General features: G+C 67.6%; 21 protein-coding genes. 8 read left to right on the forward strand and 13 right to left on the reverse strand.

The window, feature by feature from the left end; all coding sequences use genetic code 11:
* Positions 1-15 precede the first annotated feature (15 nt).
* The 8 genes from H3H36_RS04150 to H3H36_RS04185 all read right to left on the reverse strand — a co-directional run bounded on the left by H3H36_RS04150 (position 16) and on the right by H3H36_RS04185 (position 11,211).
* Positions 16-1,656 carry a 3-(methylthio)propionyl-CoA ligase gene (locus tag H3H36_RS04150; protein WP_182214392.1) on the reverse strand — a complete coding sequence of 547 codons (1,641 nt, stop codon included), beginning with the start codon at positions 1,654-1,656 and terminating at the stop codon, positions 16-18.
* Between the two features lie 16 nt (positions 1,657-1,672).
* Positions 1,673-1,873 carry a recombinase family protein gene (locus tag H3H36_RS04155; protein WP_182214395.1) on the reverse strand — a complete coding sequence of 67 codons (201 nt, stop codon included), beginning with the start codon at positions 1,871-1,873 and terminating at the stop codon, positions 1,673-1,675.
* A 29-nt stretch (positions 1,874-1,902) separates the two neighbouring features.
* Entirely contained in the window at positions 1,903-4,302 is a 2,400-nt protein-coding gene (locus H3H36_RS04160) for an efflux RND transporter permease subunit (RefSeq protein ID WP_182214398.1), read from the reverse strand.
* 91 nt (positions 4,303-4,393) lie between these two features.
* Positions 4,394-5,383 carry a WD40/YVTN/BNR-like repeat-containing protein gene (locus H3H36_RS04165; RefSeq protein WP_182214401.1) on the reverse strand — a complete coding sequence of 330 codons (990 nt, stop codon included), beginning with the start codon at positions 5,381-5,383 and terminating at the stop codon, positions 4,394-4,396.
* Between the two features lie 138 nt (positions 5,384-5,521).
* Complete coding sequence (locus H3H36_RS04170; protein WP_182214404.1) at positions 5,522-6,874, reverse strand: DUF1329 domain-containing protein; 1,353 nt, start codon at positions 6,872-6,874, stop codon at positions 5,522-5,524.
* A 21-nt stretch (positions 6,875-6,895) separates the two neighbouring features.
* The gene (locus H3H36_RS04175) at positions 6,896-8,713 is read right to left on the reverse strand and encodes a DUF1302 domain-containing protein (RefSeq protein WP_182214406.1); all 1,818 of its coding nucleotides are present in this window, start codon (positions 8,711-8,713) and stop codon (positions 6,896-6,898) included.
* Positions 8,714-9,114: 401 nt separating this feature from the next.
* Complete coding sequence (locus H3H36_RS04180) at positions 9,115-10,737, reverse strand: methyl-accepting chemotaxis protein (protein ID WP_182214408.1); 1,623 nt, start codon at positions 10,735-10,737, stop codon at positions 9,115-9,117.
* A 252-nt stretch (positions 10,738-10,989) separates the two neighbouring features.
* A complete protein-coding gene (locus tag H3H36_RS04185; RefSeq protein WP_182214410.1) occupies positions 10,990-11,211 on the reverse strand; it encodes a hypothetical protein in 222 nt (73 codons plus the stop codon).
* 219 nt (positions 11,212-11,430) lie between these two features.
* On the opposite strand from H3H36_RS04185, the gene dapC reads away from it, so the two are divergent.
* From dapC to H3H36_RS04200, 3 genes are all read left to right on the forward strand, one after another.
* A complete protein-coding gene (dapC, locus tag H3H36_RS04190) occupies positions 11,431-12,645 on the forward strand; it encodes a succinyldiaminopimelate transaminase (protein WP_182214412.1) in 1,215 nt (404 codons plus the stop codon).
* Between the two features lie 14 nt (positions 12,646-12,659).
* Positions 12,660-13,487, forward strand: a complete 828-nt coding sequence (gene dapD / locus H3H36_RS04195) for a 2,3,4,5-tetrahydropyridine-2,6-dicarboxylate N-succinyltransferase (protein WP_182214415.1) — start codon at positions 12,660-12,662, stop codon at positions 13,485-13,487.
* A 76-nt stretch (positions 13,488-13,563) separates the two neighbouring features.
* Positions 13,564-14,715: a PilT/PilU family type 4a pilus ATPase gene (locus H3H36_RS04200; protein ID WP_182214417.1), complete on the forward strand. Its 1,152-nt coding sequence runs from the start codon at positions 13,564-13,566 to the stop codon at positions 14,713-14,715.
* A 7-nt stretch (positions 14,716-14,722) separates the two neighbouring features.
* Here H3H36_RS04200 and H3H36_RS04205 read toward each other — a convergent pair whose 3' ends face one another.
* From H3H36_RS04205 to H3H36_RS04215, 3 genes are read right to left on the reverse strand one after another with little or no spacing between them, the layout of a single operon-like run.
* Positions 14,723-15,247, reverse strand: coding sequence for a YfiR family protein (locus tag H3H36_RS04205; RefSeq protein WP_182214419.1), 525 nt, complete (start codon positions 15,245-15,247; stop codon positions 14,723-14,725).
* Positions 15,244-17,259 (reverse strand): TonB-dependent receptor plug domain-containing protein, encoded by a 2,016-nt coding sequence (locus H3H36_RS04210; protein WP_182214422.1) that lies wholly within the window; start codon positions 17,257-17,259, stop codon positions 15,244-15,246. The genes H3H36_RS04205 and H3H36_RS04210 overlap by 4 nt, the downstream gene beginning before the upstream one ends.
* On the reverse strand, positions 17,246-18,580 hold the full coding sequence (locus H3H36_RS04215; RefSeq protein ID WP_229219722.1) for a sensor domain-containing diguanylate cyclase: 1,335 nt from the start codon (positions 18,578-18,580) through the stop codon (positions 17,246-17,248). Before H3H36_RS04215 ends, H3H36_RS04210 begins: the two co-directional genes overlap by 14 nt.
* A 261-nt stretch (positions 18,581-18,841) precedes the next feature.
* Here H3H36_RS04215 and H3H36_RS04220 point away from each other — a divergent pair, with 261 nt between their 5' ends.
* The 4 genes from H3H36_RS04220 to H3H36_RS04235 are packed head-to-tail and all read left to right on the forward strand — an operon-like array spanning position 18,842 to position 23,296.
* Positions 18,842-19,195 (forward strand): Spx/MgsR family RNA polymerase-binding regulatory protein, encoded by a 354-nt coding sequence (locus H3H36_RS04220; protein ID WP_182214424.1) that lies wholly within the window; start codon positions 18,842-18,844, stop codon positions 19,193-19,195.
* A gap of 13 nt (positions 19,196-19,208) precedes the next feature.
* Positions 19,209-20,342, forward strand: a complete 1,134-nt coding sequence (dapE, locus tag H3H36_RS04225; protein ID WP_182214427.1) for a succinyl-diaminopimelate desuccinylase — start codon at positions 19,209-19,211, stop codon at positions 20,340-20,342.
* 60 nt (positions 20,343-20,402) lie between these two features.
* Positions 20,403-21,290: a 50S ribosomal protein L3 N(5)-glutamine methyltransferase gene (gene prmB / locus H3H36_RS04230; protein ID WP_182214429.1), complete on the forward strand. Its 888-nt coding sequence runs from the start codon at positions 20,403-20,405 to the stop codon at positions 21,288-21,290.
* A gap of 11 nt (positions 21,291-21,301) precedes the next feature.
* The gene (locus H3H36_RS04235; protein WP_182214431.1) at positions 21,302-23,296 is read left to right on the forward strand and encodes an ATP-binding cassette domain-containing protein; all 1,995 of its coding nucleotides are present in this window, start codon (positions 21,302-21,304) and stop codon (positions 23,294-23,296) included.
* A gap of 40 nt (positions 23,297-23,336) precedes the next feature.
* Here the strand turns inward: H3H36_RS04235 and H3H36_RS04240 are convergent, their stop codons facing one another.
* Entirely contained in the window at positions 23,337-23,894 is a 558-nt protein-coding gene (locus tag H3H36_RS04240; protein WP_182214434.1) for a chemotaxis protein CheW, read from the reverse strand.
* A gap of 190 nt (positions 23,895-24,084) precedes the next feature.
* Between H3H36_RS04240 and arfB the strand changes: the two genes are divergently transcribed.
* Positions 24,085-24,495, forward strand: coding sequence for an alternative ribosome rescue aminoacyl-tRNA hydrolase ArfB (gene arfB / locus H3H36_RS04245; RefSeq protein WP_182214436.1), 411 nt, complete (start codon positions 24,085-24,087; stop codon positions 24,493-24,495).
* Positions 24,496-24,505: 10 nt separating this feature from the next.
* Here the strand turns inward: arfB and H3H36_RS04250 are convergent, their stop codons facing one another.
* A complete protein-coding gene (locus H3H36_RS04250; protein ID WP_311196571.1) occupies positions 24,506-26,368 on the reverse strand; it encodes a flagellar assembly protein A in 1,863 nt (620 codons plus the stop codon).
* Between the last annotated feature and the right edge of the window lie 30 nt (positions 26,369-26,398).

Consider the following 26,398-nt stretch of genomic DNA (forward strand, 5'->3'; position numbering starts at 1 on the left):
CAGCAGGTGATGGTTTCAGTTCTGGCCCGGCAGGCGGTAGTCGCGGAACATCTCGCGCAGCTTCATCTTCTGCAGCTTGCCCGTGGCCGTATGCGGCAACTCCTCGACGAACACCACGTCGTCCGGGCGCCACCACTTGGCCACCCGGCGCTCCAGGTGCGACAGCAGCTCGTCGCGCGTGACCGCGCGGCCGGCCTTGCGCACGGCCACCAGCAGCGGGCGTTCCTGCCAGGTGGGATGGGCGATGCCGATCACGGCCGCCTCGGCCACGTCCGGGTGGTCCATGGCCGCGTTTTCCAGGTCGATCGACGAGATCCACTCGCCGCCGGACTTGATCACGTCCTTGGCGCGGTCCGTGATCAGCATGTAGCCATCGGGGTCGATGGTGGCCACGTCGCCCGTGTCGAAATAGCCCTCGGCGTCGAGCACCTGGCCGCCTTCGCCGCCGAAGTAGCCGCTGGCGATCCACGGGCCGCGCACTTTCAGGTGGCCGAACGCCACGCCATCGTGCGGCAGCGCTTTGCCGTCGTCGTCCGTGATCTTCAGCGTCACGCCGAATACGGCCCTGCCCTGCTTCATCTGCAGCTTGTGGCGCTCGGCGGCCGGCAGTGCGGCGTGCTTGGGCAGCAGCTTGCACACGGTGCCCAGCGGCGACATCTCCGTCATGCCCCAGGCGTGGATCACGGTGGCGCCGAAGCGGTTCTCGAACTGCTCGATCATCGACAGCGGCGCCGCCGCGCCGCCGATCACGCAGCGCGTCATGCACAGTTCCGCGCGCGGGTCCAGCTGCTGCGTCTCCACGTGGCGGAACAGCATCAGCCACACGGTGGGCACGCCCAGCGACAGCGTCACGCGCTCGTCGCGCATCAGCTCATAGATGCTCTTGCCGTCCATCTGCGGGCCGGGCAGCACCAGCTTGGCGCCGCACAGCGCGCCCGCATACGGCATGCCCCACGCGTTCACATGGAACATGGGCACCACCACCAGCGCCGAGTCGGCGGCCGACACGGCCAGGCCGTCCGTGCTGCACACGGCCATCGCGTGCAGCACCGTCGAGCGGTGCGAATACAGCACGCCCTTAGGGTGGCCCGTGGTGCCGGAGGTGTAGCACAGGGTGGCGGCGCTGTTTTCGTCGAACTCGGGCCAGGCGTATTGCTCGCTCTCGCCGGCGATCAGCTCTTCGTAGCACAGCAGGTTGGGGATGTTCGCGTCCGGCATGTGGGCACGGTCCGTCATGGCGATGAAGCCCTTCACGCCCGGCATGGTGGGCGCCAGTTGCTCGATCAGGGCGGCGAAGCCGATATCGAAGAACAGGTACTGGTCCTGCGCATGGTTGGCGATGTAGGTGATCTGCTCGGCGAACAGGCGCGGATTGATGGTGTGCAGCACGGCGCCCATGCCGGAGACGGCGTAGTACAGCTCCATGTGGCGGTAGCCGTTCCAGGCCAGCGTGGCCACCCGTTCGCCGGGCTGCACGCCGAGGCGGGTCAGCGCGTTGGCCATCTGGCGCGAACGCCGCGCCACGGAGCCGTAGGTGCTGCGCTGCAGCGGCCCCTCGCTGGAGCGCGAGACGACCTCGCGTTCGGGGTGGTTGAGACAGGCGTGTTCGATCAGCGAAGACACCAGCAACGATTGATGTTGCATCAGGCCTAGCATTGCAGACTCCTTGGGTTTATTTGACTGAATTCTGTGTGGCGGCAGCGGGCCTCGATGGCAGCAGATACTGGCGCACCGTGGCCGGGAACCAGCGCCCGCCCATGCGTCCGCGCAGGCCGCGGCGGTTCATGGCGGCGGCGATGGCGCCGAACGAGGCGCCCGCCGCCCGCAGCCGCCGCAGCTCGGCCACCAGGGCCGGCTCCGGCGGCGCGCTCATGCCGCAATGGGATGAGGTATCAGGCGGCATTACGCCTTACGCAGCAGGAAGTGCGACAGCGCGGGCACCAGCACCAGCGCGCCGATCATGTTGAGCGTGAACATGAAGGTGAGCAGGATGCCCATGTCGGCCTGGAACTTGATCGGCGACCAGGCCCAGCACACCACGCCGGCGGCCAGCGTCACGCCCACCAGCGCCACCACCTTGCCGGTGAACTGCAGCGCGTGGCGGTAGGCTTCGGCCAGCGACTGGCCCTGGCGCTGCTGCACCAGTTGCACCGACACCAGGTACAGCGCGTAGTCCACGCCGATACCAACGCCGAGCGCGATCACGGGCAGCGTGGCCACTTTCACGCCCATGCCCAGCATGACCATCAGCGCCTCGCACAGGATGGAGGTGAGCACCAGCGGCAGCACGGCCACCAGCACGGCGCGCCAGCTGCGGAAGGTGACGAAGCACAGCACGATCACGGCCGCGTACACGTACAGCAGCATCTTGTGGTTGGCCTCGCGCACCACGATGTTGGTGGCGGCCTCGATGCCGGCGCTGCCGGCGGCCAGCAGGAACTGGCGCCCGGGCGTGTTATGCGCCTGGGCGAAGGCGTCGGCCGCCTGCACCACGCGCTCCAGCGTTTCGGCCTTGTGGTCGGCCAGGTAGGCGATCACGGGCATCAGCGAGCAGCCACGGTCGAACAGGTCAGGATTGTTGACGGAAGCCTGCTGGGCGCCGTAATTGAGCACGTCCTGGTTGCGCGAGATGGTCAGCCATTTAGGGCTGCCCTCGGAGGTGCCGGCCGTGACCTGGCGCACGGCGTCGGCCAGCGACACGGTGGTCTGCACGCCCGGCACCTGCTGCAAGGCCCAGGCCAGGCGATCCGCCTCGATCAGGGTTTCGTATTTGAGGCAGCCTTCTGGCGCGGTCTTGATCATCACCGCGAACTGGTCGGACGACAGCGAATAGTTGGCCGTGATGTAGGCGTTGTCGCGGTTGTAGCGCGATTCGGCGCGCAGCTCGGGCGCACCCGGATCGAGGTCGCCGATCTTCAGGTTGGTGCTGACGATGAAGCCGCCCACGGCCAGCGCCAGCGCGACAGCCACCGTGATGCCGGCCCAGCGCGGCTCGGTGAAATGGTCCAGCATCAGCCACAGCTTGCCCAGGCCATGGCCCGTTTCCTCGTCGTGCTCCTCGCGGATGCAGCGCCTGGCGGCAGCGGAGGAGACACCCACATAGGACAGCAGCACGGGCAGCAGCAGCAAATTGGTGAAGATCAGCACGGCCACGCCGATGGAAGCCGTCATGGCCAGATCGCGGATCACGGGAATGTCGATCGTCATCAGCACGGCGAAGCCGACGGCGTCGGCCAAGAGCGCCGTCAGGCCGGCCAGGAACAGGCGCCGGAACGTGTAGCGGGCCGCCACCAGCAAATGCGTGCCGCGGCCCACGTCCTGCATGATGCCGTTCATTTTCTGGGCGCCGTGCGACACGCCGATGGCGAACACGAGGAACGGCACCAGGATGGAGAACGGGTCCAGCTCGAAGCCGAAGGCGGCCACCAGCCCCAGTTGCCACAGCACGGCCACCAGCGAGCAGGCCACCACCAGCACGGTGGAGCGCACGCAGCGGGTGTAGGCGAAGATCACGCCCGTGGCCACCAGCGCGGCCACGCCGAAGTACATGATGACCTTGGCCATGCCGGCCAGCAGTTCGGCGATCAGCTCCGCGAAACCGATCACGTGGATGCGCACCGGATAGGCGCCGCTTGATCGTGCCTGCACCGTCTTGTCGATGGCGTGCGCCAGCGCCGAATAGTCGATCGCCTTGCCGGTGGCCGGGTCCTTGTCCAGCAGCGGCACGAAGATCATGGTGGACTTGAAGTTATTGCCCACCAGGCTGCCCACGATGCCGGAACGGGCGATGTTGATCTTGAGCTGTTCCACGCTGCGCGGCGAGCCGTCGTACCCGTCGGGCATCACGGGCCCGCCCTGGAAGCCCTCCTCCGTCACCTCGTTCCAGCGCACGGACGGGGTCCACATGGACTTCATCCAGGCCCGGTCCACGCCCGGCGTGAGGAACAGTTCATCGTTGACCTGCTTGAGCGCTTCCAGGTAGCGCGGATCGAAAATGTCACCCTGCGGGTTCTCCACCACCACCCGCAGCGAGTTACCGAGGCCGCGCAGGGCGTCCTTGTTGTGCAGGTAGTTCTGGATGTAGGGCTGGCCCTGCGGCAGCATCTTCTCGAAGCTGGCGTTCAGGTGCAGCCGGGTTGCCGCCAGAGCGCCCAGCACCAGCGTGACGAGCGCGCACAGCACGATCATCCACAGCCGGTTGTTGAACACCAGCCGTTCCAGCAGGTTGCCGGAGCGCTGGTCGAAATGCGCCAGATCGCGCACCACCGGCATGGTGTCGATGCCGTCGGTTGACATGTCCATTGTCTCGTTCCTCGTTATGTTGGTCGGCCAGGTATGCCCGGCTCTGGTCTGCTTATGGGTTTCGTGATCGGTTCGTGATCAGTCGGTGCGTCTACTTCGTGGCCAGTGCCTGCAAGCGCGCACCGCGCGCGCCCGCGATCAGCAACTGGCCCGGCGCGGCCACCAGTGCGGCCGACGCCGGCCCCGGCTTGACCTGGGGCTGGGCCTGGAACGTGGCGCCGCCGTCGGCGCTGCGCAGCAGCTGGCCGGACTGGCTCACCAGCAGCAGCGAACCGTCGGCCAGCGCCAGGCCGGCCGTCAAGCCGGTCTGGGTACCCGTATTGGCGCGTTCCCAGTGCTTGCCGCCGTCGGCGCTGCGCAGGGCCGTGCCGCGCAAGCCGAACACCAGCAGGCTGTCCTTGCTGCCGGTGACGCCGAAGAAGCTGCCCTGGTAAGGCGAAGGCACGGCATCGAAGCGCTCGCCGTCGGCGCCACGCTTCAGGATCAGGCCCTGTTCGCCCACGATATACAGTTCGCCGCCCACGGCGCGGATCGCGTTCAGGTGCAGCGCCTTGGGGTTGTCCAGATGGCTTTCCCAGTGCTGCCAGCTCTTGCCGCCATCGTCGCTGCGCAGCGCCAGGCCGAACGCGCCCACGGCCAGGCCGTGGCCATGTTCATCGAACCAGATGTCGAGCAGCGGCTTGTCGCCCACCTCGGCGTCCCTGCGGCCGTCGAACTGGCGCTCCCAGGTGGCGCCCGCGTCAGCGCTGTGCAGCACCACGCCATCGTGACCCACGGCCCAGCCTTCGCGCTGCGTGGCGAACACCAGCGCCACCAGGTCGGTCGATACGGGCACGCGGGCCTGGGTCCAGTGGCCGCCCTGATCGTCCGAGTACAGCACGTGGCCGCGCTGGCCGACGGCGACAATGCGTTTGCCGGCCTGGGCCAGGCCATTGAGCAGCGCGCGTGGCGCCAGCGCGCTGGCCGTGGCGGGGGTGTCGAGCGGGTCGGCAAACGGGGCCGCCTGGGCTGGTGCCGCCATCAGCAGGCTGACTGTGGCAGCCGCCAGTGCGCCGGCGGCGGCGCGTGAAAATCGGTTCATATCCAGCTCTCAAAAAAAGACTGCCAGCCCACGACGGCGCCAGGAAGTAACGCCCGCCGGCAGTCAAACGAGAAATCGTTGCAGGTAAGGTCGCAGGTGGCCGCGCGCCAGATCTGGCGCCGTCGGCCACCCGGAGGATCAGCGCACGCCGGCGCCGGCCAGCGCTTCAGGCGACCACTGGGTCGGCTTCAGCGCGTCGATGTACTTCAGGCCACCGTACGGGCCGGACATGCCGGTCAGGTTGTAGGCGCCGCTGACGAAGTCGTAGATCACGTGGTTGCCCGTGTAGGTCGCTTGCGCGTCGTAGGCGTAGATCAGGTGATCGAACGAGGAGCGGTACAACTGGCCGCGCGCGTCGTACTGGTCCGACGCCAGCGCCACCCAGCTGTCCTCGTCGATGTAGAAGGTGCGCTTGCCGTAGATGTGGCGCTTGCCTGGCTTGAGCGTCGCTTCCACCACCCACACGCGGTGCAGTTCCCAGCGCACGAAGTCCGGATTCAGGTGGTTCGGCTTGGTCACGTCGGCGGCCACCTTGGCGGCGAACAGCTTGTACTCGCCGTAGGGTACGATCATCTCCTTCTTGCCGATCAGCTTGAAGTCGAAGCGGTCCAGCGCGCCGTTGAAGACCCAGGCGTCGTCGTAGGTGGAGGCGCCGGCCGAACCGGGGTTGGGCGTGTCATAGGCCACGTCCGGCGCCAGCTTCACGCGGCGCTGGCCGGGCAGGTATTGCCACACCTTGCGTGGCTGGGCCACGGGGTTGACGGCGTCGAACGCCATCAAGCCCTCGCCGGCGCGACGGGCCGGCGCCAGGTAGGTCAGCTTGGTGCGGAAGAAAACGTCGGTCTGCTTGGCCACTTCCGTGTGCTTGGGGTCCGACAGCGGGAATTCCTCGTAGATCTCGCCGGCCGTGGCCAGGCTGGGCACGCCGGACGCATCGACGTTCCACGATTCATACTTGGTGGTCAGCGCGTGGCCCTGGTAGCGCAGCAGGTGGTTCCACATCACCTCGAAGCCGGTCTTGGGAATCGGGAACGGCACGCCGGCCAGCGCATTTTCCACGCCCACGCCGCCATCGACGGCCTTGGCGTTGACGGCGTTCCTGGCCGTGTTTTCCAGCAGCGCCTTGGGCAAGGTGACGGGACGGTGGGTCGGGTACACATCGACACGGAACGTGGGGAAGCGCTTGAGCAGCTCGCGGGTGCCGGCCGTCAGCTTGTCTTCCTGGCCGGCCAGGTTCTTGCCGGTGATGACCAGGCGTGGCTTGTCTGCGCCGTATGGGTCGGGGCGGATGCCGCTGCCCTTGACGAAGCCGGCCGGCGCCGCCGTCAGGCCGCCCGTGAATTCGGGGATGGTACCGTCCTTGTTGGCGCCCTTCTCGGCGCCAACGGCCGTCAGCGTGGTGCCCAGTTGCCTGGCCTCGTCGGGCGATACGTTGGCGTGGGCGGCCGCTGCCGCCGCCAGCGCGGCGGCCATGATGGTAAGTTTGAACATGGTGTTGTCTCCTGTTTTTTGTCAGAACGTGGTCTTGAACGTGGCGGCGAGGAAGCCGCGGTCCTTCAGCAGCGCGGTGACGCCGCCGAACGACGTGATGGCGCCGCTGGCCGGGTCGGTGACCAGGGGGCCGAAGAAATTGACGTACTTGATGTCGAAGCGGTACTTCTGGCGCACGTCGAACGCCACGCCGGCCGCGTAGTTGCCGGCGCCCTTGTTGCCGCCGGCCTGCACGCTCGAATTGCCTTTCAGGCCCACCGAGTAGCTGAGCGGCGCGGACATGTCCACGCCCGGCAGCACCTGGAACCAGGTCGGGGTGAACGTCAGGGCCAGGCCGAAGTAATCACGGGTGGGCTTGTCGACGCCCGTGTAGCCGGCGCGGCCGCGGTAGAACTGCGCGCCCTGGGTGATGCCGGACATGCGGTTCCACACCAGTTCCGTGGCCCAGGTGGCCGAGTCGGACAACGGCGTCCTGGCCAGCGCGCCGAGCAGGTTGAACACGCCGTGGATGGTGTTGCCACGCGCCCCACTCACCTCACCCTGTTGCGGCAGGTCGGCCGCCGTCACCACCAGCGTGGGGTTGACCTTGGCGTTCAGCGCAGCCACGATGGCCGGGCTGGTCCCGGCCGGCATCAGCAGCGCCGGCGTGCTGTAGATCGGCATATCGCGGCGGTACGACAGGTCGGCGCCCACGGCGATGCCGGCCACGCTCTTGGACAGCGAGAAGCCCAGCACGTCGATGTGGTTGGCGTACTCGAACTGGTACTGGCTGGTGGCGCCCAGCGTGGTTGGGTAGAACAGGCAGTTGTTGCCCACCACGGCGGCACCCGGAATGGCGGCCTTGCAGACGGCCGCGCCGTTGGCGCCGAACAGGGCCGCGGGCAAGCCGGCCAGGCGCACGTTCGCCTGCGGCAGCAGGTCCGAGGTGCGGCGTACGTAGGCGCCGGCCGTGCCGTTCAGCCAATCGGGGCTCCAGCGCGCAGCCAGGCCCCAGTCGCCCGTGTTGGGCGCCTTGCTGTCCTCGCGGCGGATGGCCGGTGCGCCCAGTGGCCCCAGGAAGAACGATTCGGCCCCCTGGAAGGCGTAGTCGTAGAAGCCCAGGAAGGAACCCGATTCAGGCAGGCGGGCCGGCTTCCAGTTGAAGAAGTACTGGGCCGCGATGCCCAGTTCCGGCGTCAGCGAGGCCTGGGCCGAAATGGCCTGGCGCGGCAGGAACAGTTCCTTGGCGTCCGTGCCGGGCACCGAATAACCCTTGAGCAGGTCGATCGGCGACTGGCCGTAGTTCACACCGTGGATCGGCGACAGCAGGCTCTCGCCCCAGTACAGCGTGTGCTGGCCGAGCTTGACATTGACGGGCACGTCGGCCACGTCGAAGTTGGAGAACACGAACGCGTCCAGGATCTCGCCCGAGCCGCGGTGGTAGCGCTTGGCGTAGTCGGACATGCCCAGCGCCGCCTTGCCGTTCTCGCGGTGGTTGGAACTGGCCACGTTGGTGTTGTCGAGCTGGTCGTAGGCGCGGTCATACCAGGCCGCGGCCGACACCCGCATGCCCATCTTCTGCTGGAACACGATGTCCAGCTCCGACAGCCAGTCGATCCGCTCGGACACCAGGCCCTTGTTGAAGTTGCGGTCGCCGTCGTCATAGTTGGCCGACTTCAGGATGGCCTCTTTCTGGCCATTGACGCGCTGGCCGACATTGAGCTTGACCGTGTTATCGAAGCGGAAGGCGACATCGGGATTGCCCGTGTCCAGTTCCGCCGCGTGGGCCACGCCGATCGCGCACAAGCCCGCTGCCAGTGCTGTCCGTGCCAGTGGATGGGTGGTTTGTGCTGGTTTCATGCTGCGCCTGCTCCTCTATTTGTTGTGATGAACGCTGCTGGTACGGTGCTGCTTGTTTGCCGCGCGGGCGGCAACGCCGTGGCTGAAGGCGGGTGCGTCAAATGGCGAGGGGGCTGGGCATGATGCTGTCTCCTCATCGTTTGCGCCCCGCTGTCCTGGCCGGGCTATGTTGTCCGGTCCGGGTCAGCGATGAGTCATCATAGGATCGAAAGCGAAAAAAACCGTTTCCATTTCACGACGTGCGCTTCGCATTTCATGACAAGGAGCGGACCTGTGGCGTGCCATGCACAGCCCCCTGCAGGCGCGTGCGCACGCCGGCCCGGCGCGCGGGCAGCTGGCATGGCAATCAAGTGGGAAGGTGAGGAAGCGGCGCCGCCCGATGGCGGCGCCCGTGTGGCCGCTTAAGCCTGGACTACCCGCAGCGTGCGCGCGGCCCGCCGCAGCGCCGGCGCGTCCGCCTCGGCCACGGTGGCCTCGCCGGCCTTGAGGCGGAAGATGCGCACTGAATCATTGACGTTGTCGGCCTGCTCGCACAGGGCGCCGGTGGCCGCCAGCTGCTGTTCCACCAATGCCGCGTTCTGCTGCGTCATGGCGTCGATGTGGCCCACGGCCGCGTGCACTTCGGCCATGCTGGCCTGCTGCAGCTGGGCCGCCTCGCTGATGCCGCCCAATACCGACGCGAGCTCCGTCACCGATTGCACGGCGTCGCGCATGCGGGCGCGCGCCTCGTCCGTGCGGCCGGCGCCCTGGCGCACGTGGTCGGCCGATTCAGCCACCAGTTGCCTGATCTGCTGGGTGGCGGCCGAGGTGCGCTGGGCCAGCGTGCGCACTTCCGTGGCCACCACGGCGAAACCGCGCCCGGCCGGGCCGGCACGGGCCGCCTCCACGGCCGCGTTCAGCGCCAGCAGGTTGGTCTGGAAGGCCACCGATTCGATCAGGTGGATAATCTCGCCGATATGGCTGGAGGAAGCGGAGATGTCCGTCATCGCATGGGCCGCCGCATCCACCGCCTCGTCGCTGCGGCGCGCCACGGCGCCTGTCTGGCCGGCCAGGCCGGTGGCCTCGCCGACGGCTTGCGTCCCCTGGCGCACCTTGTCGTTGATGGCCGCCAGCGCGGCGGCCATCTGCTGCAGGCTGCCCGCCTGCGACTCGGTGCGGGCCGACAGGTCGGCCGTGCCGGCGGCGATATCGTGCACGCTGGCGCGCAGGTGATCGACCTCGTCGCGCACGTCGCGCACCACGGCCCGCAGGTTGACGGACATTTGCAGCAAGGCCCGCTGCAACTGGCCCACCGTGCCGCTGGCGCCCGTGCTGACCGTGTGCGCCAGGTCGCCGGCGGCCAGCTGGTTGGCGTCGCGCAGCACGGCGCGCAGCGGCGCCACGTTCAGGTGCCAGATGCGGGCCGTGGCCGCCACCGCCACCAGCGCGGCCCCGGCCACCTGCAGCCACAGGGGCACACTGGCCCGCCCCAGGGCCAGCAGGCCGCCCGCCGCCAGCAATTGCAGCGCCAGCATGCGGCCCCGCGTGGACGGCGTAAGCGTGCGGCGCAGCCGGCCCGCCGTGCCGCGCACCACCTGGCCATGGCGCAGCGTGATGCGCGGCCTGGCGCTGGCCGCGTCGGCCCGCATTTCGGCGTACAGCTGCTCGGCCATGGCCACGGCGGCCGGATCGGGCGCCGTGCGCACCGACAGGTAGCCGGTCACGCGCCCGCCATCCATCATGGGCGCGGCGTGCGCCAGCACCCAGTAGTGGTCGCCGTCCTTGCGGCGGTTCTTGACCAGGCCACTCCACGGCCGGCCTTCCTGCAGCGTGTCCCACAGGTCGCGGAAGGCCTCGGCCGGCATGTCCGGGTGGCGGATGATGTTGTGCGGCTGGCCGATCAGCTCCGCGTGGGTGAAGCCGCTGATGTCCACGAAGGTCGGATTGCAGTACACGATGCGGCCCTTGGTATCGGTCACCGACACGATGGTCTGGTCGGCCGGGAAGGGGTAAGCGCGCTGGCTTACCGGGAGATTGGTGCGCATGTTCGTCCTGATGATCGGGCCGGAACGCGGCACTGGCGGCGCTCGGTATGCGCGGCTGCACGATCGCGGCAGGCGCGGACAATGGATGGCGGCGGCGCGGGCCGGCCCGAACCGGCCGCACCGCCGGCCGCGCGGCTGTTTGCTTTGAGATGTTATTTTCGGCGCGGCAAGTGCAGTGTCAGCCGTCAGTGGCGCGCTGTCAACGGCCACTGTGGCGTGGCGGCTACCATGTCAGCAACTGGCAAATGGCTGTCATGGGAAGCGAAATACCCATACTTCCTTCATAGTTATTTCCAGCCACGCGGAAATAGGCACGACAGGCACGCCCTGCGCCATGCCAGCCCCCTGTGGCAAAGCTTCTATTTTCGCGCCGATTTTCTTCTGCTTTCTTCTGCTTTTCCCTGCTTTGGCGTTACCGGACAAAGTAGAAGAAAGCAGAGAAAAGCAGGGGCAGAAATAGAAAACAATCCACATGGAGCGCGACACGGGGTAGCCCTGCCTGGCGATGCAAAAATGACCATCTTGCACAGCGCGACACCCGCCCCCACCAACTCTTGCCGCAGACGCTATAATGGAAAGTTGAACCGAGCCCGGCGGCCTGGTCTGACCTATCGCCGCGCCGTTCCGCTGTTCGCGCCGTCCTGCCGTTCGCGCCGCGCGTTTTTAACACTGCTCCGCTTTTTGGTCCGCCACGTGAATCCACATCTCGACAAGCTGCAATCCTACCCGTTCGAAAAACTGCGCCAGCTGTTCGGCCAGGTCCAGCCCAACACCCAGCACACGGCCATCAGCCTGGGCATGGGCGAACCCAAGCACCCCACGCCGCCGTTCATCCAGCAGGCGCTGATCGACAATATCGCCGGCCTGGCCAACTACCCCACCACCATCGGTACGGAAGCCCTGCGCGGCGCCATTGCCGGCTGGCTGGAGCGGCGCTACGGCATCCCGGCGCTGGACCGCGCCACCCAGGTGCTGCCCGTGAACGGTTCGCGCGAGGCGCTGTTCGCGCTGGCCCAGACCGTGATCGACCCGGCCGCCGATTCGCTGGTGGTGTGCCCCAACCCGTTCTACCAGATCTACGAAGGCGCGGCCTACCTGGCCGGCGCCACGCCCTACTTCGTCAATTCCGACCCGGCCCGCAACTTCGGCTGCGATTACGACAACGTGCCGGCCGACGTGTGGCAGCGGGTGCGCCTGCTGTACGTATGCTCGCCCGGCAACCCGACCGGCGCCACCCTCACGCTGACGGACTGGGAACACCTGTTCGCCCTGTCCGAGCGCTACGACTTCATCATCGCCGCCGACGAGTGCTACTCCGAGATCTACCATGGCGACGAACCGCCGCTGGGCGCCATGCAGGCGGCCCACATGCTGGGCCTGGCCACGGTGGAGCGCCCCTACGCGCGCCTGGTGGTGTTCTCCAGCCTGTCCAAGCGCTCCAACGTGCCCGGCATGCGCTCCGGCTTCGTGGCCGGCGACGCCGAGGTGCTCAAAAAATTCCTGTTGTACCGCACCTACCACGGCAGCGCCATGAGCACCGCCGTGCAAGCTGCGTCGGTCGCGGCCTGGAACGACGAAACCCACGTCGAGCAGAACCGCGCCCAATACCGCGCCAAGTTCGCCGCCATCACCCCGCTGCTGCGCGAAGTGATGGAGGTGGAACTGCCCGACGCCGGCTTCTACCTGTGGGCCGACGTCAGCCGCACCGGCCTGTCCGACACCGAGTTCGCGCAACGCCTGTACGCCGAATATAATGTCACGGTACTGCCGGGCAGCTTCCTGGCGCGCGAGGCGCATGGCCTCAATCCGGGCCGCAACCGCATCCGCATGGCGCTCGTCTCCGGCACCGAGGAAGGCCTGGAGGCGGCGCGGCGCATCGTCCAATTCTGCAAAACCCTGAATCCTTAAAAGCGAATCACATCATGAGCCAACAACTCCAGAACATCATCGACCAGGCCTGGGAAGACCGCGCCAACATCAACCCGTCCAACGGCAGCGCCGAACTGCGCGACGCCGTCTCCCACGTGATCGCGGGCCTGGACGCGGGCACCATCCGCGTGGCCGAGAAGCCGGGCGCCGAGTGGATCGTCAACCAGTGGGTCAAGAAGGCCGTGCTGCTGTCGTTCCGCCTGGAGAACAACGTGGCCATGCCATCGGACGGCACCATGCAGTTCTACGACAAGGTGCCCACCAAGTTCGCCAACTACACGGCCGACGATTTCGCCAAGGGCGGCTTCCGCGTGGTGCCGCCGGCCGTGGCGCGCCGCGGCTCGTTCATCGGCAAGAACGTGGTGCTGATGCCGTCCTACGTCAACATCGGCGCCTACGTCGATGAAGGCGCCATGGTCGACACCTGGGCCACCGTGGGTTCCTGCGCCCAGATCGGCAAGAACGTGCACCTGTCGGGCGGCGTGGGCATCGGCGGCGTGCTGGAGCCGATGCAGGCCAACCCCACCATCATCGAGGACAACTGCTTCATCGGCGCCCGTTCCGAGATCGTGGAAGGCGTGATCGTGGAAGAGAACTCGGTGATCTCGATGGGCGTGTACATCGGCCAGTCGACCAAGATCTACGACCGCGCCACGGGCGAAGTAAGCTACGGCCGCGTGCCGGCCGGCTCGGTGGTCGTGTCGGGCAACCTGCCTTCGGACGACGGCAAGTACTCGCTGTACTGCGCCGTGATCGTCAAGCGCGTGGACGCCAAGACCCGCGCCAAGACCGGCATCAACGAACTGCTGCGCGGTATCTAAGCCCAGCACGCACCCGCGCGCGCTTGCACAGGCACGGCGCGCGCGGCGCCCGACCGCACCACACGAGGAGAACGCCATGGCCATGGATCGTCTGTTCCAGCTGATGAAGGAAAAAAACGCGTCGGACATGTTCTTCGCGGTCAATTCCCCGGTCCACATCAAGATCAACGGCAACCTGATCCCCATCAACCAGCAGAAGCTGGAGCCGGATAACGTGACGGTGCTGCTGTCGGAAGTGTGCAGCGCGGCCGAGATGGCGGAGCTGGAGCGGGAAAATGAGCTCAACATCGGCATCTCCGTGCCCAACCTGGGGCGCTTCCGCCTGTCCGCGTTCCGCCAGCGCGGCTCCATCTCGGCCGTGTTCCGCTTCGTGCCGGCCACCATCCCCGTGCTGGGCGAACTGGGGCTGCCGCCCGTGCTGTCGGAGCTGATCATGGAAAAACGGGGCCTGCTGCTGCTGGTCGGCTCCACCGGATCGGGCAAGTCCACCACCATCGCCTCCATGCTGGACCACCGCAACGAACTGCGGCCTGGCCACATCCTCACGCTCGAAGACCCGATCGAGTACCTGTTCAAGAACAAGAAGTCCATCGTCAACCAGCGCGAGATCGGCAGCGACGCGAAGGATTACGCCACGGCGCTGCGCAATTCGCTGCGCCAGGCGCCCGACGCCATCCTGATCGGCGAGATCCGCGACAAGGAAACCATGGCCGCCGCGCTGGCCTACGCCCAGTCCGGCCACCTGGTGCTGGCCACGCTGCACGCCAATAACAGCTACAACGCCCTGAACCGCATCATCTCGTTCTACCCGATCGAGAACCGCCCCGCCCTGCTGCAGGATCTGGCCTCCACCGTCAAGGCCATCGTGTCGCAGCGCCTGGTGCGCTCGATCAACGGCGGCATGCGCACGGCCGCCGTGGAAGTGATGCTCAACACGCGCCATATCGCGGACCTGATCGAGAAAGGCGAAATCGGCCAGATCAAGGAAGCCATGGACAACAGCATGTCGCCCGGCTCGCAATCGTTCGAGCATGCGCTGCTTAAATTGGTCAACGACGGCGCCATCAGCCAGGACGAAGCGCTGGCCAATGCCGATTCGGCCACCAACCTGCTTTGGCTGCTCAATAATGGCCCCGGCAGCAAACTGGCCCAGGCCGCCCCGGAACCGGAGGCGCCGGCCAAGCCAGCCTCCGATACGTCGTTCACGGAATTCACGCTCAACACCTGAAGCGGCGCTACTTCACCTCGCGCGCCAGCTTGAGCATCTGGTAGCTGAGCGTGAGGCCGCGCCGGCGCGCCTCCGTGTGGTTGATGCGGAACGCCAGGCCGTTCGGCTCGATCACCAGCCCGATCACGGCGCCGTTGCGGAACGATTCCGCACTGTCACCCACCACCAGCACCGGATCATCGCCCAGCGCCTCCTGCCAGCGCCGCAACTGCCCCCGCTCGCTCGTGCCCAGCACCAGCAACTGGCACTGCGTCGCCCGTTGTGGTTCGGCCAGCGCCTGCAGCCGGGTGGGGATGGCGCCGGCGACCCGTTGCACCATGGTTCGCAACGCCTCAAGCAGCGCCGCGTCACCGGATACGCAGTAGGTGAATTCGCGCAGCGGTGGCGGCGGCCACTGGGTCAGCTGGGCGAAGCGGTGGATGAAGGCGGCCTTCAGCTCCGCCTCGTCCTGGCCGGCCCGCGCCGGCGCGCACGCCAGCGCCAGCGCAGCGGCCAGTGCGCCAGCCAGCAGCGGGACCAGCGCGCGCCTCATGATCCGAAGCGCCGGGTCAGCGAAAAGCGCAGCACGCGCCCTTCCTGCCGCAGCGGGATGTCCACGCCGGTGGGCATGTCGTAGTAACGCACATTGCCCATGTTGTACAGGCCCAGCGACACGTCCGTGCCCAGGCTGGGCCGCCACAGCAGCGTGGCATTCAGCAGCGCGTAGCCTGGCAAATCCTGCGCGTCGGCACTGCGCCGGCTCACGCTCAGCGCCTGCCACGACAGCTGCAGCGCGTCGCCCCGCAGCGGCTGCGCATACAGCAGCTTGACGAGGGTGCGCGGCGAGTTCTCCAGCCGCCGGCCGCCACTGTCGCGGGTATCCTGCAGCGACACGGTGGCGCGCAGCCGCTGGCCGCCATCCCAGCGCCGCTCCAGTCCCAGTTCCGCGCCACGATTGCGGATCAGGCCACTGTTTTCGAACACGGCCGTGTCCTCGTTCACGCTGATCAGGTCACGCAGCTGCGAGCCATACAGCGACACCTGGTATTGCAGCCGGGGCGTGAGCCGATGGTCCCACGCCAGCTCCAGCGTGCGCACCCGTTCCGGCGTGGGCAGCGGCGCGTCCAGCGGTGCGTTGACCTGGTATTCGTACAGGTTGGCCTCGCGGAACGCGCTGCCGTACATCAGCTTGAGCGTGGCGTCCGGTAACCCGCTCCAGATCCACGCCAGGCGCGGATTGGTGCTGCCCCCGCCCACCATGGCCTGGTCGTGGCGCAGTCCCAGGATCAGCCGGTGCGCGTCGTTCAGGCGCCACGCATCCTGTACGAACAGGCCGTGGCGCCGGTTGCGGCCATAGAAGATGGCGTCCGGTTCCTCGCCCACCGTGCCCGAGACGATCTCCTGGCGCCGGTCGCTCTGGTATTCGGCGCCGGCCATCAGGTCGTGGTCGCGCCAGCGGTGGGTACTGACACGCAGGTCCAGGTTGACCCAGCGCCCCGCCGCCACGTTGTCGAACTCGCGGTCGCCCCCATCCTCGCCCAGGTAGGGATGGGTGTCGCGGTACTGGCTGCGCTTGAGGGCGACGGCCCCGTACAGGTTCCAGTCCTCGGCCACCGTGCGCTCCCAGGCCAGCGACGCGAAGGCGGCATCGTACACATTGCGCTGCTGGCCCAGCGGACTGTTGGCGGCCTGGGTCAGAAAGGCGGGAAAATCCCGTTCGCGCTGCGCCACGCCGGCGCGCAAGGTCCAGTCGCCGGCGCTGGCCATGCCCAGCAGGCGCGCGCCCCGGTCCCAGTTGCGCCGATCCATCGCAGCGTGCTGCGCGGCCGGCACGTCGAACGGCGCCGCGATCCGGTCCTGCTCGAACGTGCTGGCGGCCAGCCAGCCTTCCCACTGGCCGGGTACGCGCTGGCCCCAGCTGGCGCGCACTTCGCGCCGCCGGTCGCCGTCGATATTGGCCCGTGCCTGCACGCCACGCAGCTTGTCGGCGCCCTTGGTGATGACGTTCACCACGCCGAGGAAGGCGTTGTTGCCATACAGGGCCGAACCTGGGCCAGGCGCGTATTCGACCCGGTCAATCAGGTCCACGTCCACGAAAAACTCCGGCCCCAGCGAGCCGGCGTCGTAGATGTTGTCGTTCACACGCATGCCATCCACCAGGAACAGCAGCCGCGCGTTGAAGTCGCCCGGCCGCCCCACGCCGCGCGCGCCCACGAAGGTGAAGTTGCCGTCGCTGGTGACGTACAGGCCCGGCATGCTGCGCAGGATGTCGCCCATGTTGCGCAGGCCGTGGCGGGCAATGTCGGCGTCCGTCAGGACGTAGGTGACCGATGGCGCATCGGCCGCGCTTTGCGCGAAGCGCGACGAAGTCGATTCCTCGACGGCGCGCGGCACGTCGTTCAAGGTCTGGCGCAGCAATTGCTCCAGCGTGGCGTCAGCGCCGGCCGGCCGCTCCTGCTGCCCTTCCTGCTGCTCGCGCGCGGCCTGGGCGCACGCGGGCGTGGCCGGCCAGCAGGCAGCCACGGCCAGCGCCAGCAGCCAGCCGGCGCACTCAGACGTGCGCATCGCGGGCCCTCCGATAAGTGTTCTTGCCGGCCCGCTTGGCCGCATACATGGCCTGGTCCGACGCGTTCAGCAGTTCGGCCGCCTCGCGCGCGTCGAGCGGACTGAAGGCCAGGCCCACGGTGGCGCCGATCGGCATCTCCTTGCCATCGACCAGCAGCGGCGCGCGCACGGCCTCGATCAGGCGCTGCGCCAGCTGTTCAGCGGCCTGCTCGTCCGGCAGGGCCGGCAGGATTAGCGCGAATTCATCGCCGCCCAGCCGGCATAGCACATCGTCGACCCGCACCACGCCGGCCATGCGATGCGCCACTTCGCGCAGCACGGCGTCGCCGGCCTCGTGGCCTTGCTGGTCGTTGACGGTCTTGAAATTATCGAGGTCGATGAACATCAGCGCCATCAGTTCGCCCCGTTCGCCGTTGAGCGCCAGGCAGCGCTGCAGCTCGCCCTGGAAGAACAGCCGGTTGGGCAGCCCCGTCAGGCTGTCCTGGTGGGCCATCTGGTGCAATTGCTGGCCGGCCGCCTGTTCCTGCACCAGCTTGTGGCGCAGATCGGCCTGCGAGATCTGTATGCGCCGCAGCATGTCGTTGAAGCGCTCCGTCAGGCGCCCCACTTCGTCGGCGCGGCGCACGGCGGCGCGCCGGCTGTAGTCGTGGTCATGGGCCACGCGCTCGGCCAGGTCCGACAACTCCACCAGCGGCGCCAGCGCGCGCCGCTGCACCACGCTCAATCCGCGCGCGGCGATGCCGATGGCGGCGGCGATCAGGAGCGCGGCCACGCCCGTCAGCAGCAGCACGGCCCGGTGCAGGCTTTGCAGGCTTTCGCGCAGCAGCAGCGCGCCCACCATCTCGCCCTTGAGCCGCACGGGCGCCCATACTTCCAGCGTGCTGGCGCCGGCCGCGCCGCGCGAGTCCAGCCTGGCCAGCCCGGCCGGCACCCTGGCCGCGCCCTCCTGCGGCTGGCCATCGGCCTGCCACTGCGCGAACACGCCGCCGCGTTCATTGCGCACTTGCACCAGCAGCAGGTCGCTGCGGCGCGCGAAGGCGGCCAGCTCATTGCGGGCCGCGTCCGCGTCCGCGAACACCAGCATGGGGGCCACGCTGTTGGCCAGCAGCTGGGCGCTCAGCTGCGCGCTTTGCATCTGGCGTGCGCGCGCCACCCACCAGGTGGCCGTGGCCAGCAGGACAAACGTGAGCAGCATGGTCACGCTCAGCACCAGCAAATTCATCCTGGTCAGGCGGCGCACCAGCGAACGACGGGGCGCCGGCGCGGCTGGAGTAGTGTCGGTCATGTCGGCGTGGGCGGTGCGGGTATGCGGAACGGTCAAGCGGTTTTTCCGCCTCGCTCGTTTCCAATGGGAATTAATCTGACTGGAATTGTAAGCGCAAAGCCGGCCCCGGTGGGGCAAATGCGCCGGTGGCGTGGCGGGGCCGCCACCGGCCGGCGCGCCCACTGCGCGGGCGCCGGGCATGGTATCCTAACGGGTTGCGCGGCGGCGGCACAGGCCGCCTTCGCCCCGGCGCCGGTCCACGGCATGCGCCGCCCCTGCGCCGCAGCCGCGAACAAATACATAAGTGACTGATTTATAATGACAATTACCCTCTACGGCATCCCCAACTGCGACACCGTCAAGAAAGCCCGCGTGTGGCTGGGCGAGCAGCGCCACGACTTCGCCTTCCACGACTTCAAGAAGCAGGGCCTGACGGCCGACATCGTGGCCGGCTGGCTGCGCCACGTGCCGCGCGACGTGCTGGTGAACCGCAAGGGCACCACCTGGCGCGCCCTGTCGGACGCGCAGAAGGCGGCCGTGGTGGACGACGCGGCCGCCATCGCGCTGGTGCTGGAATACCCATCCATCGTCAAGCGCCCCGTGCTCGATCGCGATGGCCAGGTGGCCGTCGGCTTCTCGCCCGCCCAATACGCACAGATTTTCAATCCCTGATACGAACTCCCCCATGATGACTTCCAAGACCCTGGCGCTGACGGAAAAACTGATCGCCCTCTCCTCTGTTACCCCGGACGACAAGGGCTGCCAGCAGCACCTGATCGACCTGCTGTCGCCGCTGGGCTTCGCCTGCGAAGTGATCGAATCGAACGGCGTGACCAACCTGTGGGCCCGGCGCGGCACCACGGCGCCCTTGCTGGTGTTCGCCGGCCACACGGACGTGGTGCCCACCGGCCCGGTCGAGCAATGGCGCTCGGAACCGTTCAACCCCACCCACCGCGACGGCAAGCTGTATGGCCGCGGCGCGGCCGACATGAAGACCTCGATCGCCGGCATGGTGGTGGCGTGCGAGGAGTTCATCGCCGCCCATCCCGACCACAAGGGCTCGATCGGCTTTTTGATCACCAGCGACGAGGAAGGCCCGGCCATCGACGGCACCGTCGTCGTCTGCAACCTGCTGCGCGAACGGGGCGAGCAACTGGACTACTGTATCGTGGGCGAACCGACCTCGGACGAGACGCTGGGCGACATGATCAAGAACGGCCGCCGCGGCTCGCTGTCGGCCAGGCTCACCATCAAGGGCGTGCAAGGCCACATCGCCTACCCGCAACTGGCGCGCAACCCCATCCACCTGGCCGCGCCGGCGCTGGCCGAACTGGTGGCCGAGCGCTGGGACGAAGGCAATGAATACTACCTGCCCACGTCGTGGCAAATGTCGAACATCAATGCAGGCACGGGCGCCAACAACGTCATTCCCGGCGAGATGGTGATCGACTTTAACTTCCGCTTCTCCACCGCCAGCACCCACGAGACGCTGAAACAGCGCGTGCACGCCATCCTCGACAAGCACAATCTCCACTACGACATCAAGTGGACGCTGGGCGGCCTGCCCTTCCTGACCCCGCGCGGCACGCTGAGCGATGCGCTGTCGGCCGCCATCCGCGCCGAGACGGGCGTGGAGACGGAACTGTCGACCACGGGCGGCACCTCGGACGGCCGCTTTATCGCGCAGATCTGCCCCCAGGTGATAGAATTCGGGCCTCCCAACGCCAGCATCCACAAGATCGACGAGCACATCGAGCTGCGCTTTGTCGATCCGCTGAAGAACATCTACCGTCGCACGCTGGAAAACCTGCTGCGCTGATCCCCGGACCGGGGCGCCCAACGGCGCCCGGCCGGCCACCACCGTTACACCGAGATAGCCATGACCACGACTCCCTTCACCACGCCGCGCGACCTGCTGCGCTACGCCGTCACCCGCTTCAACACCGCCCAGCTGTTCTTCGGCCACGGCAGCGCCGAGGCGCTCGACGAAGCGGCCTACCTGATCCTGCACACGCTCAAGCTCCCGCTCGACAAGCTGGACCCGTTCCTGGATGCGCGATTGCTGCCCGAGGAAGTGGCGGCCGTGCTGGCCGTGATCGAACGGCGCGCCGTGGACCGCGTGCCGGCCGCCTACATCACCAACGAAGCCTGGCTGGGCAGCTACAGCTTCTACGTGGACGAGCGCACCATCGTGCCGCGCTCCTTCATCGCCGAGCTGATTCCCGACTACTTCGCACCGTGGGTCAATGAACCGGACAACGTCGCCAACATCCTGGAACTGTGCACGGGTTCCGGCTGCCTGGCCATCATGCTGGCCGACGCCTTCCCGGACGCGCAAGTGGACGCCGTCGACATCTCGGCCGACGCGCTGGACGTGGCGCGCCGCAACGTGGCCACCTACAAGCTGGAAGAGCGCGTGCACCTGATCCAGTCCGACCTGTACGCCAACCTGCCGCCTAAGAAATACGACCTGATCATCACCAACCCGCCTTACGTCAATTCCGGCTCGATGGCCAAGCTGCCCAAGGAATACCTGGCCGAACCGCAGATCGCCCTGGACGGCGGCGCCGACGGCATGGACCTGGTGCGCAAGATCGTGGCCGGCGCCGCCGAGCGCCTGACGGACGACGGCATCCTGATCGTCGAAATCGGCAACGAGCGCGAATTCGCGGAAGCGGCCTTCGGCCACCTGGGCCTGACCTGGCTCACCACCAGCGCCGGCGACGACATGGTGTTCCTGCTCACGGCCGACCAGCTCAAACTGTAAAGAACCACCAGATGATCCGCTTTATCAATGTAAGCCTGATGCGCGGCGTGAAGCCGCTGCTGGAAAGTGTCGATGTCACGCTCAACCCCGGCGACAAGATCGGCCTGATCGGCGCCAACGGCGCCGGCAAATCGAGCCTGTTCGCCATGCTGCGCAACGAGCTGCACCCCGACCAGGGCGAAATCGACTTCCCCGCCAAGTGGCGCATGGCCTACGTGGCCCAGGAAACCCCGCCACTGGAACGGGCCGCGCTCGACTACGCCATCGACGGCGACGTCACGCTGCGCAAGCTGGAGGCGGAACTGGCGCGCCTGGAGGCGGAACCGGAATCGCACGACAACGGCATCGCCATCGGCGAAATCTACAGCGCGCTGGCCGACGCCGACGCCTACACCGTGCAGTCGCGCGGCGAGCAGCTGCTGCTTGGCCTGGGCTTCTCGCTGGACCAGATGCAGCAGCCCGTGGCCAGCTTCTCGGGCGGCTGGCGCATGCGCTTGAATCTGGCGCAGGCGCTGATGTGCCCTTCCGACCTGCTGCTGCTGGACGAGCCGACCAACCACCTGGACCTGGACGCCATCATCTGGCTCGAGGACTGGCTCAAGCGCTATACGGGCACCCTGATCATCATCTCCCACGACCGCGACTTCCTCGATGAAGTGGTAAACGTGGTGGTGCACATCGACGAGCGCAAGCTGAAACGCTACTCGGGCAACTACTCGGCGTTTGAACGCCAGCGGGCCGCCCAGATGGCGCTGGCCGCCGGCGCGCTGGAAAAGCAGCAGCGCAAGCGCGCCCACCTGGAATCGTTCATCGAACGCTTCAAGGCCAAGGCATCCAAGGCCCGCCAGGCGCAAAGCCGCATGAAGGCGCTGGCCAAGATGGAGGAACTGGCGCCGCTGCGCGCGGCGGCCGAATTCTCGTTCGAATTCCGCGAACCGCTGAACGCCCCCAACCCGCTCTTGGTGATGGAGGACGTGAACGCCGGCTACCGCATCGAGGACGACAAGACGGGCGACGTGGCCACCAAGAGCATCGTCCACGGCATCAACTTCTCGCTGCAGATCGGCCAGCGCATTGGCCTGCTGGGCGTAAACGGCGCCGGCAAATCGACGCTGATCAAGACCATCGCCGGCGAGCTGTCGCCGCTGACGGGCGAAGCGACGGTCGGCAAGGGCCTGACCATCGGCTACTTCGCCCAGCACCAGGTGGAGATGCTGCGCCACGACGAATCGCCGCTGTGGCACCTGGCCAAGATCGCGCCCACCACGCGCGAGCAGGAGCTGCGCAACTTCCTGGGCGGCTTCAACTTCCCCGGCACCATGGTCACCAGCCCCATCGCCCCGTTCTCGGGCGGCGAGAAGGCGCGCCTGGCGCTGGCCATGATCGTGTGGCAGCGCCCCAACCTGCTGCTGCTGGACGAACCGACCAACCACCTGGACCTGGAAACGCGCGAAGCGCTGACGGAAGCGCTGGCCCAGTTCGAAGGCACGCTGGTGGTGGTATCGCACGACCGCCACCTGCTGCGCGCCACCACCGACCAGTTCATCATCGTGGCCGACGGCAAGCTGCAACCGTTCGACGGCGACCTGGACGACTACAAGGACTGGCTGTTCCAGACCAAGCTGGGCAAGGGCACCGACGTGCTGCCGGCCGCCGGCAAGGCCAACAAGACCGACTACCCGGTGGCCTCGCCCGTGGCCCCCCCGCCCGCCCCGGCCGTGGACCGCAAGGACCAGAAGCGCCAGGCGGCCGAGGACCGCCAGCGCCTGGCCGCGCTGCGCAAGCCGCTGGAGCAGAAGATCAAGCGCCTGGACGACCAGATCGCCAAGCGCAGCACGCAGAAGGCGGAAGTGGATGGCCTGCTGGCCGATGCGGCCATCTACGAGCCGGCCAACAAGGCCAAGCTGAAGCAGGCGCTGGCTGACCAGTCCTTCTTCACCAAGGACCTGGCGCAGCTCGAAGGCGAATGGCTGGAATTGCAGGAGCAGCTGGAAGCGCTGGTCTGAGCCAGCGTCTCAACCGCGGCGCCGGCGGCGCGCCGGCCGCTCACGCGGCCTGCCGCGCGCCCACCGGCACCTTGCGGATCGACATCAGGCGGTCGATGTCGACCACGATCAGCCGCCGCCCATCGACCTCCCCCAGTCCCAGCAGGTAATCGACGCTCTGGCCGGCCCCGGCGCCGGGGATGGGCTGGATCTGTTCCGCGCTCAGGCTGACGATGTCCGTCACGCCGTCCACCACCATCCCCATCACGCAGCTCGACAGCTTGAGGATGATCACGTCCGTCAACGGATCGTGCCGCTCCGGGCGCGGCCCGAAGGCAATGCGCATGTCGACGATGGGCATGATCACCCCGCGCGACACGGCCACCCCGCTGACGATCTCGCCATCGGAGGCGAACCGTTCCAGCGCCTTGAGCGGGCGCAGCTCCTGCACCTTGCGAAAGTCGAGCGCGTATTCCAGGCCACCCAGCTGGAAACTCAGATACTGCTGGACGCCCGCCGCCACCGGCTCCAGTCCCGGCTCCAGTCCCGGCTCCGTCCCCGGCACGGTTCCCGGCAGCGGCGGCGTGGCGTTGGCAAAATGCGTTTTCGCGGTTGGCATGGTGTTCCTTTCGTCCGAGATGCGGCGCCGCGGCGCCAGCCGCGCCACAGCCTCCAGTAACAGGCATGTGCCATCCTAACCGCCGGCCCTGGCGCCGTTGTTGAGCGCGCTCAACAATTGCCCGCCACTACCAATTTGCTACAATGGCCATCCATCCCCCACCCGCTGGCGCCGCGCGCCCAGCCACGCCATGAACCGGCAGCCAACCATCACCATCGATCCGCAGGAAGTGGACATGATCGCCATCCGCGCCCAGGGGCCGGGCGGGCAGAACGTGAACAAGGTGGCGAGCGCCGTGCACCTGCGCTTCGATATCGCCGCATCGTCGCTGCCGGCGCACATCAAGGAACGGCTGCTGGCCTTGCGCGACCACCGCATCACGCGCGAGGGCGTGGTGGTGATCAAGGCGCAGCAGTCACGCAGTCAGGAGGCGAACCGGGAGGATGCCCTGCACCGCCTGCAGGAACTGGTCGACAGCGTGGCTGTGCTGCCAGCGCCGCGGCGCGCCACGCGCCCCACCCTGGGCAGCCAGCGCCGGCGGCTCGACAGCAAGAGCCTGGCCGGCGCGCGCAAGCAATTGCGCGGCAAAGTCACCTACTGAGAGCGCGGCGCTACTCGTCCAGGGCCCAGTCGACGCCCCCGCTGCTGCCAGAGAAGATCACGGGCCGGTGGTCGCCGGCCGCCCGCAACATGCTCTTGATGGCCTTGGGCGCGCTGTCGTATAACGGCCCCAGGTCGGGATTGAACACCATGGAACGCACGATCACGTCGCCATCGACCAGCCGCACGATGCAGCGCGTACCGCGCATGACCAGCCGCTTCTGGCGTTCCACCAGCGCCATCTGCTCGCGCACCTGCTCCTGGCGCACCTGCTCGGCCTTGAGCGCCAGCGACAGCTTGGCCACCGCCTTGAGCGTGGGCCCCACGGCGCCGGCCATCTTGTGGAACAGCTGCTCCTGCTCCGGCGTGAGCACCACCTCGTGCTTACGCACGCGGGTGGCCAGGGTCAGGTAGTTGCGCACCTCCGGCTGCCCCGTCAGGCCGTCCATCTTCGTCTTGCGCTGCGCCGCCTCGCGCTCATGGCGGGCCAGTTGCGTTCCCAGCTCGGCCAGCTTGAAATCGTACTTGGACGTATCAGGCACCAGCGCGAACAGCAGCATTTCCGATTGCTTGCGCGGCCCGGCGCTGGCGATGTCGATCTTGCGGCCGGCCACGGCGCAGCCGATGGCCAGCTTGATCACCACTTCGTCGGCGATGATCTCGCAGTTGACGGCCTCGCCCACCAGCACCCGGGTGCCGGAAATGACGCAGTTCTCGGCCCGCGCCACCGTGATCTCGCCCTTCTTCGTCTGCAGCACGGCGCCCGAGGCCACGCCCTTCATGCGGATGTCGCCGTCGGCGTTGACGGCGCTGCCGCCCACCAGGTTGCGGTGCAGGACGATGGTGCCGCCGCGCGAGCTGATCTTGCCGAACACGTCGCCGTGGATGGTGATACTGCCGCCCTCCACCACGCGCTGCTCCTGCACCTCGCCGAACTCCTCGTATTCGCCGCTCAACTGCAGGTTGCCCGTGGTGCGCGCGCTCACGCCTTCGCGGCTGACGATCTTGGGGCCGATCGAGATACGCTTGCTGGACGCATCCACGCTCAGGAATCCCGCCACGGCCGACACCAGGTATTCGCCATCCGGCTGGTGCTCGATCACGGTGCCGCTGCCGGCCACGGTGCTCAGTTCAATGTCGCGCGGCGGCGGCGGTTCGATCACGATGCCCGACAGCTCGTAGCCGCGCGTGCCGGCCTGGCGCGGCACCTTGCGCAGCAGCCTGGTGTGGGCCTTGACCTGGGGGAAGCGGTTCTGGAACGTGTGCCAGTCGAGCCGGCCGTCGGCCATCTCGCGCGGCGCGTTGCTGCGGTGGATGTCGCGCGACACTTCGACAAACGCGGCGTCCACGCCCGGCGTGGGATCGAGCCGCCGCGCCACCACGATGCGCGCCGCCTTGCCCGAGGCGATGGCGGCCTTGACGGCCGGCGCGTCGATGCCGAAGCGGATGCCCTTGACCCACATGTCGGCCACGAATTCGTCGAAACTGAGGCGGGCCGGCTGGGGCGGCGCGTCCGGCACTTCCAGGAACACGGGCTCGAAATAGTATTCGGCCTCGCCGTGCACGATGCGCACCGCCTTGTACAGCGCGCGCCGCGCCGCCAGGAAGGGCTGGATGTCGTCGGCGAAGCGGATCAGCGCATGGTTCTGCAGACCGGCGGGCAAGGCGGGACCACAGTTGTACAGCACACGGATGAAGACGGAATAATCGAGCCCGCCGAAGCAGGCACTGGACAGGAACACCTGGTTGACGGCCGCCTGGCAGGCCACGGCCGGCGCGTCGGCCTGGAAGTACACGCCATCGGGCCGCCTGACGACGGCCGACGGCAGCTCGTCATCCGCAAGTTCATCGTCAGCCAGGGCGTCGTCAGACACGGTCATCCTCGATCGGGTGTGGTGGCATGG

The sequence above is a fragment of the Rugamonas fusca genome, assembly GCF_014042365.1.
Lineage (GTDB): Bacteria > Pseudomonadota > Gammaproteobacteria > Burkholderiales > Burkholderiaceae_D > Rugamonas > Rugamonas fusca.

Excerpts from the sequence above, each read along its gene's own strand:
- H3H36_RS04150 (WP_182214392.1), bottom strand. The coding sequence starts at position 1,656 with ATGCTAGGCCTGATGCAACATCAATCGTTGCTGGTGTCTTCGCTGATC.
- H3H36_RS04155 (WP_182214395.1), bottom strand. The coding sequence starts at position 1,873 with ATGAGCGCGCCGCCGGAGCCGGCCCTGGTGGCCGAGCTGCGGCGGCTG.
- H3H36_RS04160 (WP_182214398.1), bottom strand. The coding sequence starts at position 4,302 with ATGGACATGTCAACCGACGGCATCGACACCATGCCGGTGGTGCGCGAT.
- H3H36_RS04165 (WP_182214401.1), bottom strand. The coding sequence starts at position 5,383 with ATGAACCGATTTTCACGCGCCGCCGCCGGCGCACTGGCGGCTGCCACA.
- H3H36_RS04170 (WP_182214404.1), bottom strand. The coding sequence starts at position 6,874 with ATGTTCAAACTTACCATCATGGCCGCCGCGCTGGCGGCGGCAGCGGCC.
- H3H36_RS04175 (WP_182214406.1), bottom strand. The coding sequence starts at position 8,713 with ATGAAACCAGCACAAACCACCCATCCACTGGCACGGACAGCACTGGCA.
- H3H36_RS04180 (WP_182214408.1), bottom strand. The coding sequence starts at position 10,737 with ATGCGCACCAATCTCCCGGTAAGCCAGCGCGCTTACCCCTTCCCGGCC.
- H3H36_RS04185 (WP_182214410.1), bottom strand. The coding sequence starts at position 11,211 with ATGTGGATTGTTTTCTATTTCTGCCCCTGCTTTTCTCTGCTTTCTTCT.
- dapD (WP_182214415.1), top strand. The coding sequence starts at position 12,660 with ATGAGCCAACAACTCCAGAACATCATCGACCAGGCCTGGGAAGACCGC.
- H3H36_RS04200 (WP_182214417.1), top strand. The coding sequence starts at position 13,564 with ATGGCCATGGATCGTCTGTTCCAGCTGATGAAGGAAAAAAACGCGTCG.
- H3H36_RS04205 (WP_182214419.1), bottom strand. The coding sequence starts at position 15,247 with ATGAGGCGCGCGCTGGTCCCGCTGCTGGCTGGCGCACTGGCCGCTGCG.
- H3H36_RS04210 (WP_182214422.1), bottom strand. The coding sequence starts at position 17,259 with ATGCGCACGTCTGAGTGCGCCGGCTGGCTGCTGGCGCTGGCCGTGGCT.
- H3H36_RS04220 (WP_182214424.1), top strand. The coding sequence starts at position 18,842 with ATGACAATTACCCTCTACGGCATCCCCAACTGCGACACCGTCAAGAAA.
- dapE (WP_182214427.1), top strand. The coding sequence starts at position 19,209 with ATGATGACTTCCAAGACCCTGGCGCTGACGGAAAAACTGATCGCCCTC.
- prmB (WP_182214429.1), top strand. The coding sequence starts at position 20,403 with ATGACCACGACTCCCTTCACCACGCCGCGCGACCTGCTGCGCTACGCC.
- H3H36_RS04235 (WP_182214431.1), top strand. The coding sequence starts at position 21,302 with ATGATCCGCTTTATCAATGTAAGCCTGATGCGCGGCGTGAAGCCGCTG.
- H3H36_RS04240 (WP_182214434.1), bottom strand. The coding sequence starts at position 23,894 with ATGCCAACCGCGAAAACGCATTTTGCCAACGCCACGCCGCCGCTGCCG.
- arfB (WP_182214436.1), top strand. The coding sequence starts at position 24,085 with ATGAACCGGCAGCCAACCATCACCATCGATCCGCAGGAAGTGGACATG.